Origin of the sequence: Enterobacter sp. FUJ80071, from assembly GCF_038739915.1 — a bacterium.
Taxonomy (GTDB): Bacteria; Pseudomonadota; Gammaproteobacteria; order Enterobacterales; family Enterobacteriaceae; genus Enterobacter; species Enterobacter kobei.
Genome location: NZ_JBBXKH010000001.1, coordinates 916303 through 932050, shown reverse-complemented (window position 1 = coordinate 932050; position 15748 = coordinate 916303). Strand labels below are relative to the sequence as shown.

At 56.3% G+C, this 15748-nt stretch carries 15 protein-coding genes; 3 read left to right on the top strand and 12 right to left on the bottom strand.

From position 1 onward, the window contains the following. Positions 1–35: 35 nt before the first annotated feature. The 8 genes from dinB to AAER43_RS04335 all read right to left on the bottom strand — a co-directional run bounded on the left by dinB (position 36) and on the right by AAER43_RS04335 (position 7241). Entirely contained in the window at positions 36–1094 is a 1059-nt protein-coding gene (dinB, locus tag AAER43_RS04370; protein WP_014882679.1) for a DNA polymerase IV, read from the bottom strand. Between the two features lie 107 nt (positions 1095–1201). Continuing rightward, positions 1202–1402 carry a (Na+)-NQR maturation NqrM gene (gene nqrM / locus AAER43_RS04365; RefSeq protein WP_014882678.1) on the bottom strand — a complete coding sequence of 67 codons (201 nt, stop codon included), beginning with the start codon at positions 1400–1402 and terminating at the stop codon, positions 1202–1204. A gap of 2 nt (positions 1403–1404) precedes the next feature. Then, complete coding sequence (nqrF, locus tag AAER43_RS04360; RefSeq protein WP_014882677.1) at positions 1405–2628, bottom strand: NADH:ubiquinone reductase (Na(+)-transporting) subunit F; 1224 nt, start codon at positions 2626–2628, stop codon at positions 1405–1407. 10 nt (positions 2629–2638) lie between these two features. Continuing rightward, the gene (gene nqrE / locus AAER43_RS04355) at positions 2639–3235 is read right to left on the bottom strand and encodes an NADH:ubiquinone reductase (Na(+)-transporting) subunit E (protein ID WP_006810004.1); all 597 of its coding nucleotides are present in this window, start codon (positions 3233–3235) and stop codon (positions 2639–2641) included. Positions 3236–3241: 6 nt separating this feature from the next. After that, positions 3242–3880, bottom strand: coding sequence for an NADH:ubiquinone reductase (Na(+)-transporting) subunit D (locus AAER43_RS04350; RefSeq protein ID WP_014882676.1), 639 nt, complete (start codon positions 3878–3880; stop codon positions 3242–3244). Further along, positions 3873–4667, bottom strand: coding sequence for a Na(+)-translocating NADH-quinone reductase subunit C (locus AAER43_RS04345; protein WP_014882675.1), 795 nt, complete (start codon positions 4665–4667; stop codon positions 3873–3875). The genes AAER43_RS04350 and AAER43_RS04345 overlap by 8 nt, the downstream gene beginning before the upstream one ends. Continuing rightward, the gene (locus tag AAER43_RS04340; RefSeq protein WP_014882674.1) at positions 4660–5895 is read right to left on the bottom strand and encodes an NADH:ubiquinone reductase (Na(+)-transporting) subunit B; all 1236 of its coding nucleotides are present in this window, start codon (positions 5893–5895) and stop codon (positions 4660–4662) included. The genes AAER43_RS04345 and AAER43_RS04340 overlap by 8 nt, the downstream gene beginning before the upstream one ends. A 2-nt stretch (positions 5896–5897) precedes the next feature. After that, positions 5898–7241 carry a Na(+)-translocating NADH-quinone reductase subunit A gene (locus AAER43_RS04335; protein ID WP_050863213.1) on the bottom strand — a complete coding sequence of 448 codons (1344 nt, stop codon included), beginning with the start codon at positions 7239–7241 and terminating at the stop codon, positions 5898–5900. Between the two features lie 298 nt (positions 7242–7539). Between AAER43_RS04335 and dpaA the strand changes: the two genes are divergently transcribed. Then, the gene (dpaA, locus tag AAER43_RS04330) at positions 7540–8280 is read left to right on the top strand and encodes a peptidoglycan meso-diaminopimelic acid protein amidase (RefSeq protein WP_014882672.1); all 741 of its coding nucleotides are present in this window, start codon (positions 7540–7542) and stop codon (positions 8278–8280) included. Here the strand turns inward: dpaA and AAER43_RS04325 are convergent. Then, on the bottom strand, positions 8251–9018 hold the full coding sequence (locus AAER43_RS04325; RefSeq protein WP_050863212.1) for a class II glutamine amidotransferase: 768 nt from the start codon (positions 9016–9018) through the stop codon (positions 8251–8253). The genes dpaA and AAER43_RS04325 overlap by 30 nt on opposite strands. Before the next feature lie 46 nt (positions 9019–9064). Continuing rightward, the gene (lpcA, locus tag AAER43_RS04320; protein WP_010427884.1) at positions 9065–9643 is read right to left on the bottom strand and encodes a D-sedoheptulose 7-phosphate isomerase; all 579 of its coding nucleotides are present in this window, start codon (positions 9641–9643) and stop codon (positions 9065–9067) included. A 239-nt stretch (positions 9644–9882) separates the two neighbouring features. Here lpcA and fadE point away from each other — a divergent pair, with 239 nt between their 5' ends. Continuing rightward, on the top strand, positions 9883–12327 hold the full coding sequence (gene fadE, locus AAER43_RS04315) for an acyl-CoA dehydrogenase FadE (protein WP_050863211.1): 2445 nt from the start codon (positions 9883–9885) through the stop codon (positions 12325–12327). 108 nt (positions 12328–12435) lie between these two features. Beyond that, positions 12436–13206: an amidohydrolase gene (locus AAER43_RS04310; RefSeq protein WP_014882669.1), complete on the top strand. Its 771-nt coding sequence runs from the start codon at positions 12436–12438 to the stop codon at positions 13204–13206. A 54-nt stretch (positions 13207–13260) separates the two neighbouring features. Here AAER43_RS04310 and AAER43_RS04305 read toward each other — a convergent pair whose 3' ends face one another. Both AAER43_RS04305 and AAER43_RS04300 read right to left on the bottom strand, forming a co-directional pair. After that, complete coding sequence (locus tag AAER43_RS04305) at positions 13261–14862, bottom strand: gamma-glutamyltransferase family protein (protein WP_050863210.1); 1602 nt, start codon at positions 14860–14862, stop codon at positions 13261–13263. 9 nt (positions 14863–14871) lie between these two features. After that, a complete protein-coding gene (locus AAER43_RS04300) occupies positions 14872–15747 on the bottom strand; it encodes an ABC transporter permease (RefSeq protein ID WP_032637422.1) in 876 nt (291 codons plus the stop codon). Between the last annotated feature and the right edge of the window lies 1 nt (position 15748).

Below are 15748 nucleotides of genomic sequence, written 5' to 3'. Positions count from 1 at the left end.
GGCGCTACGCTTACCGGGCCTACGATTGGCGTAATCTACAATCCCAAAACCAACTGACGCTCTAACTGCGGATCCAACAGTGTGACGTGCAGCCCCACCAGCCTTACTCCGCGCCCTGCCCGCCGTTCTTCCCATGCTTTTTTTGCCGTCGCGATAAGATCGTCTCTGTTCAGACGCGGCCAGACGTGCTCCTGCGTAGTCTGCTGGAAGTCGTTAAACTTGAGCTTCACGCCCTGCCGGGCGATGAGCAGATCGGGCTTAACCTTCGCTAAGCGCCTTTCCAGCTCAGGATAAAGCTGTTCAGTGATGATGAATTCACATTCGGACCAGTCGTGAATATCTTCCATCAGCGTGCGTTCAACACCAACCGATTTACGCAACCGCTCGCTGCTTACGCTGCGTTCATCAATGCCCTGACTGCGTTCCCACAGCACGCGACCAAATTTTCCGAAACGCTTGAGAAGCATAGCCAGATCGCTTCGCTGCACATCTTCGCAGGTGCGTAATCCCATACTTTCCAGCTTCGCGGCGGAGACTTTGCCTACGCCGGGGATTTTGCCAAGCGGAAGCGTTTTCAAAAACGCAGGCACCTCTTCGGGGGTAATGACGTACTGACCGTTGGGTTTATTTAAATCGGAGGCGATTTTAGCGAGAAATTTTACCGGCGCGACGCCTGCCGATGCGGTGAGATTCAGCTCGTTGAAAATGGTCTGGCGGATCTCCTGCGCCATCAGGGTGGCGGAGCCGTGACAGTGAAGGCTGTCGGTGACGTCAAGATAGGCTTCGTCCAGGGATAGCGGCTCAATCAGTGAGGTATAGCGGGAGAAGATTTCCCGTATATGGTTCGACGCTTCTTTATAGGCTTCAAAGCGCCCAGGCAAAAGGGTGAGGTGCGGGCAGAGTTTTAACGCCATCGCCGTCGGCATGGCGCTGCGCACGCCAAATTTGCGCGCAGGGTAGTTGGCGGTGCTGATCACCCCACGCTGTACGCGGCTGCCGCCAATGGCGATGGGGATATCCCGCAGCGCCGGGTTGTCACGCATCTCCACTGCGGCAAAAAAGCAGTCCATATCGACATGGATTATTTTGCGCATAGTAAGCCCTCACTCATCACTGGATAAATATACAGTAAACAAATGAGGGTTGAGAAGTGTACGTGGGAATTGTCGGGTGGCAGCTTCGCCTTACCCGACTAACAAGACTAAATAATGCGCTGCTGTTCGCGGGCCATTCTTTTTTTCCGCGCATCGCACGGTTCCGGGCAGTCGCAGACCTTTTCCATTCCGAGAGAAGAGATCCCGCCGCAGCTGCCCTGAATGCTTTTACGCTTGATGATCCAGCCTAATGACATGCCGAATACCACCAGCACAAACACCGCAAAGGTCGCCAGAAAGGTCAACATGATCAGCCTCCGAAATCATCAAGGAGGATGTTCTCATCTTCCACGCCGAGATCTTTCAGCATCTTGATCACAGCGGCGTTCATCATTGGCGGACCACACATGTAGAACTCGCAGTCTTCTGGTGCCGGGTGCTGTTTGAGGTAATTTTCATACAGCACGTTGTGGATGAAGCCCGTATAGCCTGTCCAGTTATCTTCCGGCTGCGGGTCGGAAAGCGCCACGTGGAAGGTAAAGTTAGGGTTCTCACGCGCCAGCTGTTCGAACTCATCGTCATAGAACATTTCGCGCAGGGAACGCGCCCCATACCAGAAGCTGATCTTACGCGTGCTCCCAAGACGCTTGAGCTGGTCAAAGATGTGTGAGCGCATTGGCGCCATACCCGCGCCCCCGCCGATAAAGACCATTTCTGCGTCGGTATCTTTGGCAAAGAACTCCCCGAACGGACCGGAGATGGTGACTTTGTCGCCAGGCTTGAGGGACCAGATGTACGACGACATCACGCCCGGCGGGGCATGTGGCACGTTTGGCGGCGGGGTGGCGATACGCACGTTGAGCATAATGATGCCCTTCTCTTCCGGGTAGTTAGCCATGGAATAGGCGCGAAGCGCGGGCTCTTTGACCTCGGAAACAAAGCGGAAGAGATTAAATTTATCCCAGTCGGCACGGTACTCTTCAGGCACGTCGAAGTCGGCATACGCCACGGTGTGTGCCGGACAATCAATCTGGATATAGCCACCCGCACGGAACGGGACGCTCTCCCCTTCAGGCACACGCAGCTTAAGCTCTTTAATGAAGGTGGCTTTGTTATCGTTAGAGATAACCTCGCACTCCCATTTTTTCACGCCGAAGATCTCTTCCGGCAGCTCAATCTTCATGTTCTGACGCACCGCGACCTGGCATGCCAGACGACAACCCTCTTTCGCTTCACGTTTCGTAATATGCGACAGTTCTGTGGGCAGAATATCACCGCCACCCTCTTTCACCGTCACACGGCACTGCCCGCATGAGCCGCCGCCACCGCAGGCTGACGAGACAAAGATCCCGTTGCCGGAGAGCGTATTAAGCAGTTTATCCCCTGCCGGGGTACGGATCTGATTCTGGGGATCGTCATTGATATCAATGACCACATCACCGGAATTGACCAGCTTCGCGCGCGCCGCCAGAATCAGCCCTGAGAGCACCAGTACTATCAGCGTGAACATCACCACGCCAAGAATAATTTCCATCTTTTAGCCCTTATAGCTGCACACCGGAGAAGGACATAAAGCCCAACGCCATCAGGCCGGTGGTGATAAAGGTGATCCCTAAGCCACGCAGCCCGGCAGGGACGTTGGCATATTTCATTTTTTCGCGGATCCCCGCCATGGTAACAATCGCCAGCATCCAGCCGATACCGGATCCAAAGCCGTACACCACGGATTCACTGAAGTTGTAATCACGCTGAACCATGAATGAGACGCCACCAAAGATGGCACAGTTTACGGCGATGAGCGGCAGGAAGATCCCCAGCGCGTTGTACAGCGACGGGAAATACTTATCGAGGATCATCTCCAGGATTTGCACCAGCGCCGCAATTACCCCGATAAAGGTGATGAAGTTCAGGAAGCTGAGATCAATCCCCTCCACCAGCGCACTGTCCCGCAGCACAAAGTTGAACACCAGGTTGTTAATCGGAACGGAAAGCCCCAACACCACGGTGACCGCCACGCCCAGACCAAATGCCGTCGAGACCTTTTTGGAAACGGCAAGGAACGTACACATGCCCAGGAAGAAGGCGAGCGCCATGTTTTCAACAAACACCGCGCGCACAAATAAACTCAGGTAATGAGCCATTGTCGGTTACTCCTTTTCCTGCTGTTCGGGCTTCAACGTACGAATCAGCCAGATCAGCAAACCGATAATGAAAAATGCGCTTGGGGCCAGCAGGAACAGTCCGTTTGGCAGATACCAGCCGCCGTTCTGTACCGTGTCCAGCACCGTGATGCCAAACAGCTTGCCGCTGCCAATAAGCTCGCGCAGGAAACCGACCGTCAGCAGGATCACGCCGTAGCCCAGACCGTTGCCGATCCCATCCATAAAGCTCGCCAGCGGCGGCATTTTCATGGCGTAGGCTTCAGCGCGCCCCATCACGATACAGTTGGTGATAATCAGGCCGACAAACACCGAAAGCTGCTTCGAGGTTTCATAAGCAAACGCGCGCAGCAGCTGATCAACGACGATCACCAGCGAAGCGATGATCGCCATCTGGACGATGATCCTTACGCTGTTGGGTATGTGGTGGCGGATCATTGAGATAAACATGCTGGAGAACGCTGTCACCAGCGTAACTGCCAGCGTCATCACTACCGCCGTTTCCAGTTTGGTCGTCACCGCCAGGGCAGAGCAGACGCCCAGCACCTGCAGCGTTATCGGGTTATTGGCTAAAAGTGGGCCAATCAGCACCTTTTTAACTTCTTTCAGTTCACCCGTATCAGCCATTGTTTAGCGCTCCTTCACGTACGTTTTTCAGGAAGGGACCAAAGCCCAGTTCACCCATCCAGAAATCAAAACTGTGCTGCACCCCGTTAGAGGTGAGCGTGGCCCCGGAAAGGCCGTCAACGGCGAAGTCATCACCGGGACGCGCGCCCCCTTTCACCACCTTAAGCGCAGGCTGACCGTTATCGTCGAGTACTTTTTTACCGACAAACTGCGCACGCCAGTTAGGGTTCTCAACTTCGCCACCCAGCCCCGGCGTTTCGCCCTGATCATAATAAGTAATGCCTTTGACCGTGCGGCCATCGGTGTCCAGCGCCACAAAGGCGTACATCATTGACCACAAGCCGTTACCATAGATGGGTAAAACCACTTCCTGCACGCGTTTTTGCTCGTCACGAACGAGATAAATCTCCGCAATATTGCTGCGGCGCTTAATCCCTGCCGGATCCTGAGAGGCATCAAGGGAAGTGCTCATCTGCGGATCTTTCAGCGCCAGCGCCTGGTTATATTTCGCCGGGTCTTTATCCATCAGTTCACCGGTTTTTAAATTCACCAGCCGTGCGGTAATGCGTTCAGCAAACACGGCTGAGACGTCGTCCTTCGTCATGCCTTCCTGCATCAGCCCGGCCACGGCCAGGATGTTACGCTGTTTATCCAGCGCCCGTTGCTCCTGCTGCAGCGGTTTTAACCCGACGGCAGAACCGGCGACGACAATGGAACAGACCAGGCAAAGCACCAGAACCACCAGCAATGTTTTGCTGATGCTGTCGTTATTTTTGACTTCAGCCACGCGCCTTCCTCCGCTTAATGTTGGCGCGCACGACCAGATAGTCGAACAGCGGCGCAAACAGATTGGCAAACAGAATGGCCAACATCATCCCTTCCGGATAGGCCGGGTTGACCACGCGAATCAATACACACATCACCCCAATGAGCGCGCCGTAACACCATTTACCTCTGTCGGTAAACGAGGCTGAGACGGGATCGGTGGCCATGAACATCATGCCAAACGCAAAACCGCCCAGCACAAGGTGCCAGTACCACGGCATAGAGAACATCGGGTTCGTGTTTGAACCAATGAGATTGAACAGGGTGGCAGTAAGCACCATCCCGAGCATCACGCCTGCGACGATGCGCCAGGAGGCCACGCGACCAAAGAGAATGATCGCCCCACCGAGCAAAATCATCAGGGTAGACACTTCCCCGATGGAGCCCGGGATGTTGCCAATAAACGCATCAAACCAGGTCACCGGCTGGCCGGTCGCATTATTGACCAGCGTTTCACCGCCGCCTGCCGCCCACTGGGAAAGGGGGGTCGCACCAGAGAAACCGTCCGCAGCCGTCCACACCAGGTCACCTGAGATCTGCGCCGGGTAGGCAAAGAACAGGAACGCACGCCCCGCCAGCGCCGGGTTCAGGAAGTTACGCCCGGTCCCGCCGAAGATCTCTTTGGCAATCACGACGCCAAAGCTTATCCCCAACGCCGCCTGCCAGAGTGGCAGCGTAGGTGGCACAATCAGCGCAAACAGGATAGAGGTAACAAAGAAGCCCTCGTTAATCTCGTGTTTGCGGATGATGGCGAACAGCACTTCCCAGAAACCGCCCACGATAAAGACAGTCATATAAATCGGCAGGAAGAATACCGCCCCCAGCGTCATCATGCTGAGCCAGCCCGCGTCCGCCGCGAAGCTCACGCCTAACGACTGTGCCAGGCGGTAGTGCCAGTCAGACTGAATGACCTGCGCCAGCTGCTGCGCATCATAGAGATGATGCAGCGCCGGAATGGTTTGCAGCCCCACGTTGTACATGCCCCAGAACATGGCCGGGAAGACCGCAAACCACACCAGGATCATCATGCGTTTCAGGTCGATGGCATCGCGAACGTGCGCCGCCCCTTTCGTCACCAGACCCGGCGTGTAGAAAATGGTCGTCGTCGCTTCGTACAGCGGGTAGTACTTCTTCAGTTTACCCTCGGTAAAATGCGGCTCTATTTTTTCAAAGAGGTGTTTTAAGCCCATCGTTATCCTTCCTGCTCAATGCGGGTTAACACCTCGCGCAATACGGGTCCATATTCGTATTTACCTGGACACACATAGGTACACAGCGCCAAATCTTCTTCATCCAGCTCGAGACAGCCCAGCGCCTGCGCGCCGTCGGTATCACCGGCAAGGAGATCGCGCAGCAGCACGGTGGGCAGAATGTCCAGCGGCATCACGCGTTCGTAGTTGCCAATCGGGACCATTGCGCGCTCCCCGCCGTTCGTGCTGGTGGAGAAATTAAAGAGCTTATGACGCAGGAAGTGACCCAGCGTAGTGCGGGTCACGGAGTATTTCTCTGCACCCGGCAGCACCCAGCCGAACAGCTCTTTCTCACGCCCTTCCTGCACAACGCTCACCTGAAGGTGGAAACGGCCCAGGTACGCATGCGCATCAACTGCACGGCGCCCACTGAGTACTGAACCGGAAATCAGGCGGTTTTCACCCTCTTTCGTTTCCCCGGAAAGCAGGTCATTAAGATCGGCTCCCAGAAGCGTTTTTACCAGGCGCGGGTTTGCAGCCTGCGGACCGCCGATAGCGATGACCCGTTCAGCGCAGAGAACGCCAGTGGTAAAGAGCTTACCAATGGCAATGACGTCCTGATAATTAAGATGCCAGACCTGTTTTTTCAGACTCACCGGCTCAAGGAAGTGAATATGGGTGCCGACCAGCCCAGCCGGATGTGGACCCGAAAATTCATTAAACGTGACCTGCCCCTGCGGATGGCCGCCAAGCTTGCCACCGCCGGCCTGGCAGACGTGAACTTTTCCGGGCGTCAGGCGCGTTAAAACCGTCAGCCCGGCATCGAAGGCTTTACGCTGCGCCAGAATAACGGGCTGCGGGTCTGCGCTGAGCGGGTTGGTGTCGATGGCCGTCACGAATATGGCAGCCGGGGCCGTATCAGGAGCGGGGGATTTGCTGAAAGGACGCGTGCGAAGTGCCGTCCACAAACCGGATGCCAGCAGTTGAGCCTGCACAGTTTCCCGACTAAGCGACGCGAGTTCTGCGGCGTCGTAATGGGCAAACTCACGCTGTTCATCGCCTTCAATGCGGATCACCACCGACTGAAGGACACGGCGCTCGCCACGATTGATCGCCACAACGGTGCCGCTGGCGGGAGCAGTGAACAGCACGCCGGGATTTTTTTTATCCTCAAAGAGCGCCTGCCCTTTGATAACGCGATCGCCCTCCTGAACCAGCATAGAGGGGCGCATTCCCAGATAATCGTCGCCTACGATGGCGACATGACGGACACTTGCACCGGGCGAAACGAGCTGCTCGGGCACGCCTGCAATCGGCAGATTAAGTCCTTTTTTTATTTTAAACATGTGGTTAGCAGGTTTCCATAAACAACAATCCAGTGGGCGCGAAGTGTACCATTTTCCCCTTCTCACGGGCAGGGGATCCGCCTTCGGGCGCGCCAAATTGCGAGCTAATACGCAAAGTTCCTGGAGCCAGCGTGATTTTGATGGTTTATAAAGTAAAACTAATTTGTAAACTCATCGCCCGACTCTTGCGAAAATCTATAGCGGTGCTAATGTGAGCGCTCCTAACAGAATAATCTGATTTCGGGTCTCTTTTGCCGCCCTGGCAAGTTGGTCTACGTTTTATCAAGGAACTTGTAGTATGCGTAAAATCGCATTGTTCATTGCGATGCTTCTGATTCCGTGCATGTCGTTTGCCGGGCTGCTCAGCAGCAACAGCTCCACGACGCCGATCAGCAAAGAATATAAACAGCAGTTAATGGGATCGCCGGTTTATATTCAAATCTTCAAGGAAGAACGCACGCTCGATCTATTTGTGAAAATGGGCGAGACATATCAGCTGCTTGATAGCTACAAAATTTGTAATTACTCCGGCGGGCTGGGGCCAAAACAGCGCCAGGGTGATTTTAAAAGTCCGGAAGGGTTTTATAACGTTCAGCGTAGCCAGCTCAAACCGGACAGCCGCTTCTATAAAGCCATTAACATCGGTTTCCCCAATGCCTATGACCGTGCTCACGGTTATGAAGGGAAATACCTGATGATCCACGGTGCCTGCGTGTCTATCGGCTGTTATGCGATGACCGATGCCGGCATTGATGAAATTTTCCAGTTCGTAACAGGCGCGCTGGTGTTCGGGCAGCCTAACGTTCAGGTCAGCATTTATCCGTTCCGTATGACGGATGCCAACATGGCCCGCCATAAGTACTCCTATTACGCCGATTTCTGGAAACAGCTGAAGCCGGGTTACGACTACTTTGAGCAGACCCACAAGCCGCCTGTGGTTTCTATCGTCGATGGCCGTTACGTGGTCAGCAAACCGCTGAGCCACGAAGTCGTCCATCCACAGCTGGCGTCAAATTACACGGTCCCCGAGACAAAATAGCATCCACTCGCCTGGCATGATCTTTTGCCAGGCTTCGTTGCCCGTCAGCGGCTGCGTCGCAATGACTGTGACCACATCGTTCGGTGTGGTCTCTTTCTGAAAGTCTATCTCCACATCCTGATCGAGCAGCTTTGCAACGCCAAACGGCGCACGGCGCGTGATCCAGAACAGGTTCGTCGAACAGAACGCCATGACATAGCGTCCGTCTGACAGCAGCATGTTAAACACGCCTTTTTCACGTAGCTCGGATGCCAGCGTCGCAATGTATTTAAACACGGCGGTCATGTTGCCGGGCGTACGAGGATAACGTTCCGTCAGCTTGTGCAGTAGCCAGCAGAAGGCTTTTTCGCTATCCGTTTCGCCGACCGGGCGGAAATTCCCCGTCTCCAGCGACTTATAGCCCGTCAGTTGCCCGTTGTGCGCGTAGGTCCAGTTTCGCCCCCACAGTTCACGGGTAAACGGATGGGTATTTTCCAGCGCCACTTCGCCGCGGTTTGCCTGACGGATGTGCGCAATCACCGAGCGGGACTTGATGGGATAGTCCTGCACCAGTTTGGCAATCGGTGAGTTATAGCTGGGCTGTGGATCTTTGAACGTGCGACACCCTTTGCCTTCGTAGAAGGTAATGCCCCAGCCGTCTTTATGCGGCCCGGTTCCTCCACCGCGCTGCACCAGCCCGGTGAAACTAAAGCAGATATCGGTTGGCACATTGGCGCTCATCCCGAGCAGTTCGCACATACATCACCTCCACAACAGCGGGGGCAAGAGTGCCCCCAGCGAAGTCTTACTTAACCATCTCTTTTTCGATCAGCTGGATCAGGATATGGATCACTTTGATGTGAATTTCCTGAATACGGTCAGCATAACCGAAGTGCGGAACGCGAATTTCGACATCCGCCGTACCGTCCATCTTACCGCCATCTTTACCGGTCAGGGTGATGACTTTCATCCCTTTTTCACGCGCGGCGGCGATCGCTTTGATCACGTTGCCGGAGTTGCCAGAGGTAGAGATCCCCAGCAGCACGTCGCCTTCACGGCCTACCGCTTCAACGTAGCGGGAAAAGATGTGGTCGTAACCGAAGTCGTTGCCTACGCAGGAGATGTGGCTGACGTCGGAAATCGCAATCGCCGGGTAGCCCGGACGGTTTTCGCGATAGCGTCCGGTCAGCTCTTCTGCAAAGTGCATGGCATCACAGTGGGAACCACCGTTACCGCAGGAGAGCACTTTGCCGCCCGCTTTAAAGCTGTCGGCCAGCAGGACCGCCGCGCGCTGAATAGCGTGAATGTTGGCATCATCTTTCAGAAAGTTAGCCAGCGTTTCCGCCGCTTCGTTCAGTTCGTTACGAATAAGATCCTGGTACATGAGGATAATCCTTCAGTATTGATGAAATAACACAGTGGAGTGTACCGGATAGCGGGAAAAGCGAGAAGCTAAAGCCATGCGAATCCTCCGGCGTTTTGCTTTTTCGTGCCGGCGAAAACACGAACAATGTGAGCCCGGTTGTAATTATTTTGTAAACACATTGCTAAAGGAAATAACATCAACTACAACCATATCATCACAAGTGGTCAGACCTCCTACAAGCAAGGGAGCTTTTCTTTATGATGATTTTGAGCATTCTCGCAACTGTTGTACTGCTCGGTGTGTTGTTCTATCACCGCGTCAGTTTATTCCTAAGTAGTGTGATTCTGCTGGCCTGGACGGCTGCACTTGGCGTCGCTGGTCTGTGGAATATCTGGCTTTTAGTTCCGCTGGCCATCATTCTTCTGCCGTTTAACTTTACCCCGATGCGTAAGTCGATGATCTCCGCGCCGGTGTTCAAAGGCTTCCGCAAAGTGATGCCGCCAATGTCGCGGACTGAGAAAGAAGCGATTGATGCCGGTACCACCTGGTGGGAAGGCGACCTGTTCCAGGGCAACCCGGACTGGAAAAAGCTGCATAACTATCCGCAGCCGCGTCTGACCGCTGAAGAACAGGCTTTTATTGACGGCCCGGTGGAAGAAGCGTGCCGCATGGCAAACGACTTTGCCATCACCCATGAAATGGCCGATCTGCCGCCAGAGCTGTGGGCGTATCTGAAAGAACATCGCTTCTTCGCGATGATCATCAAGAAAGAGTATGGCGGTCTGGAATTCTCCGCTTACGCTCAGGCTCGCGTCCTGCAAAAGCTGGCGGGCGTCTCCGGGATCCTGGCGATTACCGTTGGCGTGCCTAACTCCTTAGGCCCGGGTGAACTGCTGCAGCATTACGGTACGGAAGAGCAGAAAGATCACTACCTGCCGCGTCTTGCGCGTGGTCAGGAAATCCCTTGCTTCGCGCTGACCAGCCCGGAAGCTGGTTCCGATGCAGGCGCGATCCCGGATACCGGCGTGGTCTGCATGGGCGAGTGGCAGGGCGAGCAGGTGCTGGGCATGCGCCTGACCTGGAACAAGCGTTATATCACCCTGGCGCCAATCGCCACCGTGCTGGGTCTGGCCTTTAAGCTCTCTGACCCGAAAAAACTGCTGGGCGGCGAAGAAGATCTGGGCATTACCTGTGCGCTGATCCCAACCTCTACCCCGGGCGTTGAAATTGGTCGCCGTCACTTCCCGCTGAACGTGCCGTTCCAGAACGGTCCAACCCGCGGTCAGGACATCTTTGTACCGATTGATTACATCATCGGTGGTCCGAAAATGGCCGGTCAGGGCTGGCGTATGCTGGTGGAATGTCTGTCGGTTGGCCGCGGCATTACCCTGCCGTCGAACTCTACCGGTGGCCTGAAATCTGTGGCGATGGGGATTGGTGCATACGCCCACATCCGCCGTCAGTTCAAAATCTCCATCGGCAAGATGGAAGGTATCGAAGAGCCGCTGGCGCGTATTGCGGGTAATGCCTACGTGATGGATGCCGCCGCATCTTTGATTACCTACGGCATTATGCTGGGCGAAAAACCGGCCGTGCTGTCCGCGATTGTGAAATACCACTGTACCCACCGCGCGCAGCAGTCGATCATTGACGCGATGGATATCGCAGGCGGTAAAGGCATTATGCTCGGCGAAGGCAACTTCCTGGCGCGCGGCTATCAGGGCGCACCGATTGCCATCACCGTGGAAGGGGCAAACATCCTGACCCGCAGCATGATGATCTTCGGTCAGGGGGCGATTCGCTGCCATCCGTACGTGCTGGAAGAGATGGCCGCTGCGCAGAACAACGACGTGGATGCCTTCGATAAGCTGCTGTTCAAACATATCGGTCACGTGGGTAGCAACAAGGTGCGTAGCTTCTGGCTCGGCCTGACGCGCGGTCTTACCAGCGCGACGCCAACCGGTGATGCGACCAAACGCTATTACCAGCATCTGAACCGTCTGAGCGCCAACCTGGCTCTGCTGTCGGATGTTTCCATGGCCGTTCTCGGCGGTAGCCTGAAGCGTCGCGAGCGTATATCTGCCCGTCTGGGGGATGTGCTGAGCCAGATCTTCCTGGCGTCTGCGGTCCTGAAGCGTTACGACGACGAAGGGCGTCAGGAAGCGGATCTGCCGCTGGTACACTGGGGCGTTCAGGATGCGATGTATCAGGCAGAACAGGCGATTGACGATCTGCTGGCGAACTTCCCGAACCGCTTTGTTGCGGGCGCCCTGCGCGTGGTGATCTTCCCGACCGGTCGTCACCACCTGGCACCGTCCGACAAGCTGGACCACAAAGTGGCGAAAATCCTGCAGGTACCGAGCGCGACACGCTCCCGTATCGGCCGTGGTCAGTACCTGGCCCCTACGCCACATAACCCGGTGGGTCTGCTGGAAGAGGCGCTGCTTGATGTAATGGCCGCCGACCCAATTCATCAGAAGATCTGCAAACAACTGGGCAAAAACCTGCCGTTCACCCGTCTGGATGAACTGGCGAAACAGGCGCTGTCAGGTGGCATTATCGATAATGCTGAAGCAGCAATTCTGGTAAAAGCCGAAGAGAGCCGTCTGCGCAGTATTAACGTCGATGATTTCGAACCGGACGAGCTGGCAACACAGCCGGTAAAGCTGCCAGAGAAGCACCGTAAACCTGAAGCGGCATAACCCGTTTCGTTCTGACAAACCCCGCCGCGTGCGGGGTTTTTTATTGCCACATTTTCTCGTAATGACGTGCTACAGTGTCAAAAAGGGGTCGTTTGAGGAGTCTGTATCGTGCCGGGTTTGAAGATTTCGATTTTGCAGCAACCTTTAGTGTGGATGGATGGCCCTGCCAACCTGCGCCACTTTGATCGTCAACTGGAAGAGATTACCGGACGAGATGTGATTGTCCTGCCGGAGATGTTCACCACCGGCTTCGCCATGGAAGCAGCTAAGCAATCAATGCCTCAGGATGACGTGGTCGCCTGGATGCATACCAAAGCGCAGCAAACAAACGCGCTGATCGCGGGTAGTGCCGCCCTGCAAACCGAGCGCGGGCCAGTGAACCGTTTTCTGCTGGTTGAGCCGGAAGGGAAAGTGCATTTTTACGATAAACGTCACCTGTTCCGCATGGCGGATGAGCATCATCACTATGAAGCGGGTAATGAGCGCGTGGTATTCGAGTGGCGCGGCTGGCGCATTCTGCCGCTGGTCTGCTACGACCTGCGCTTCCCGGTGTGGTCGCGCAACCGCAACGATTATGACCTGGCGCTGTATGTCGCCAACTGGCCAGCACCGCGCTCGCTGCACTGGCAGTCGCTGCTGGTGGCGCGCGCCATTGAGAACCAGGCGTATGTGGTGGGCTGTAACCGTGTGGGGACGGATGGCAACGGGCATCACTACCGCGGCGACAGCCGGGTGGTAAATCCGCAGGGCGAGATTATTGCGACTGCCGAGCCGCATCAGGCAACGCGAATTGATGCGGAGCTATCGTTGACCGCGCTGAAGGAGTATCGGGAGAAGTTTCCGGCCTGGCAGGATGCGGATCCGTTTAGCATCGGGTAAAAAAAGCCGGGTGGCGGCTACGCCTTACCCGGCCTACAAATGTTGCTCGAGCGTTTAACTCACCAACGCCTGTCCGTCTTTACGGCTCTCCGTTGCCGCCACGTAATGCCCTTCCGGAAGGCGATAAATCACCTGCGCACCGCCGAAGTTATAATCCTGCAGCGGATCTTCCACCACGATCTGGTGTCCGCGTTCGCGCAGCGCGGCGATAGTATTGCGATCGAACGTTGATTCGACGATCACTTCCCTGCCCTGCACCACGCGCCAGCGCGGAGCGTCAATCGCCGCCTGCGGGTTTTGCCCGTGCAGCATAATGCGCAGCGCCATCTGCATGTGTCCTTGCGCCTGCATCGGGCCGCCCATCACGCCGAAGGACATCAACGGCTTGCCGCTGCCGTCCATTGCAAAGCCCGGAATGATGGTGTGGAACGGACGCTTGCTGCCCGCCAGCGCGTTCGGATGATTAGGATCCAGCGAAAAACCACAGCCCCGGTTTTGCAGGCTAATCCCGGTGTCTGGCACCACGATCCCTGAACCAAACCCCATATAGTTGGACTGAATAAAGGAGACCATCATCCCGCTGGCATCCGCAGTGCTGATGTAGACCGTACCGCTCTGGGTGGGTGAACCGTAGACAAAATCAGAGGCGCTTTCGTGGTTGATAAGCGCCGCACGCGATTTCAGGTAATGATCGCTCAGCAGCTCTTTGGCCGCGAACGCCATATGATCTTCATCCGCCACGTAGCGGTCGAGATCCGCCAGCGCCAGCTTCATCGCTTCAATGGACAAATGCAGAGACTGCACGGAGTCCGGATGATGCTGCTCGATGCCGCACTGCTCCAGAATACCCAGCGCAATCAGCGTGGCGATCCCCTGGCCGTTTGGCGGCAGCTCCTGCACCGAACCACCCGCGAAGTCGCGTGACAGCAGGTCTACCCAGTCCACGCGGTGGCTGGCGAGATCTTCAGCCGTCAAATGCGCGCCGTGTTCTTTGGCGAAGGCGGCAATTTTCTGCGCCAGCTCGCCGCGGTAAAACGCATCGCCGTTGGTTTTCGCTATCAGTTCCAGCGAATTCGCCTGCGCCGGGTTACGGAAGATCTCCCCCACTCGCGGCGCGCGGCTTTCCGGCGCGAAGCAGGCGCTGAAGCCAGGCTGGTCTTTCAGCTTGTTGTAGCCGCGCTGCCAGAGATGGCCAATCAGCGGCGAAACCGGGAAACCGTTTCGCGCATAGTCAATGGCTGGCTGCGCCAGCGTGGTCAGCGGCAGCGTGCCGAAACGCTCTGCCAGTGCAACCCAGCCGGATACCGCACCGGGCACGGTCACGGCGTCCCAGCCGATTTCGGGTACCGCCGTTTTTCCGGCAAAGAGATCCGCATGCCAGCTGGCCGGTGAGCGCCCCGACGCGTTCAGACCGTGAAGTTTTTCACCGTCCCAGACGATGGCAAAGGCATCACTGCCGATCCCGTTACCGGTCGGCTCGACTACCGTCAGCGCCATCGCGGTGGCAATCGCCGCATCAACAGCATTACCGCCCAGCTGCAGCATTTTCATTCCTGCCTGCGCCGCCAGCGGTTGCGAAGTGGCAACGGCGTTATGGCCCATCATCGGAGGGCGTCGTGATTCGTAACCGGACGTAAAATCAAGCGCTTTAGTCATCATGACTCCTTAGTCGTGGCGCGGATCGAGCGCATCGCGCAGCCCGTCGCCAAGTAAATTAAAGCCCTGCACGGCAAGGAAAATTGCCACGCCGGGGAAAACGGACATCCACGGCGCCTGCTCAAGAAAACCTTTCGCGGTGTTGAGCATTGACCCCCAGGACGGATTGGGCGGCTGCTGCCCCAACCCTAAAAACGACAGGCTGGCTTCGGCGATAATCGCCGAGGCAATCGCCAGCGTGGCCTGCACCAGGATCGGTGACATCACGTTGGGCAGCACGTATTTGATGATGATCCAGCGATCCGGCAGGCCAATCGCCCGCGCGCCGTCGATGTACTCTTCGTTGCGGATGGCGATCACCTGCCCACGCGTAAGACGGGCGAAGATCGGCATCGCGGAAAGGCCAATGGCGATCATCGCGTTGGTCAGGCTTGGGCCTAAAAATGCCCCCAGCGCGATCGCCATGATCAGAAACGGGCAGGCCAGCAGCGCTTCAATGAAGCGCGAGATCACCCCATCCCACATCTTCTGGAAATACCCCGCTACCAGCCCCAGCGGCACGCCGATCGCTACCGCGATAACGACCGACATACAGCCCGCCATCAGCGAGGTTCGCGCCCCCCAGATAATGCGGGATAAAATGTCGCGCCCCAGCTCGTCGGTTCCGAACCAGTACATTGCCGACGGCGCTTTACGCACCGCCAGGAAGTTGGCTTTGACCGGGTCGAACGGGGCGATCCACGGCGCCAGCAGCGCCACCAGCACAAAGAAGCCCACCACCACCGCGCCAATCACCGCACTTTTATTGGCGAGGAATTTCTTTAGCACCCGGTTTTGCGCGCGCGGCAGCGCGGGCACAGCGGTTTGCGTCGTCAGTTCCGCCATG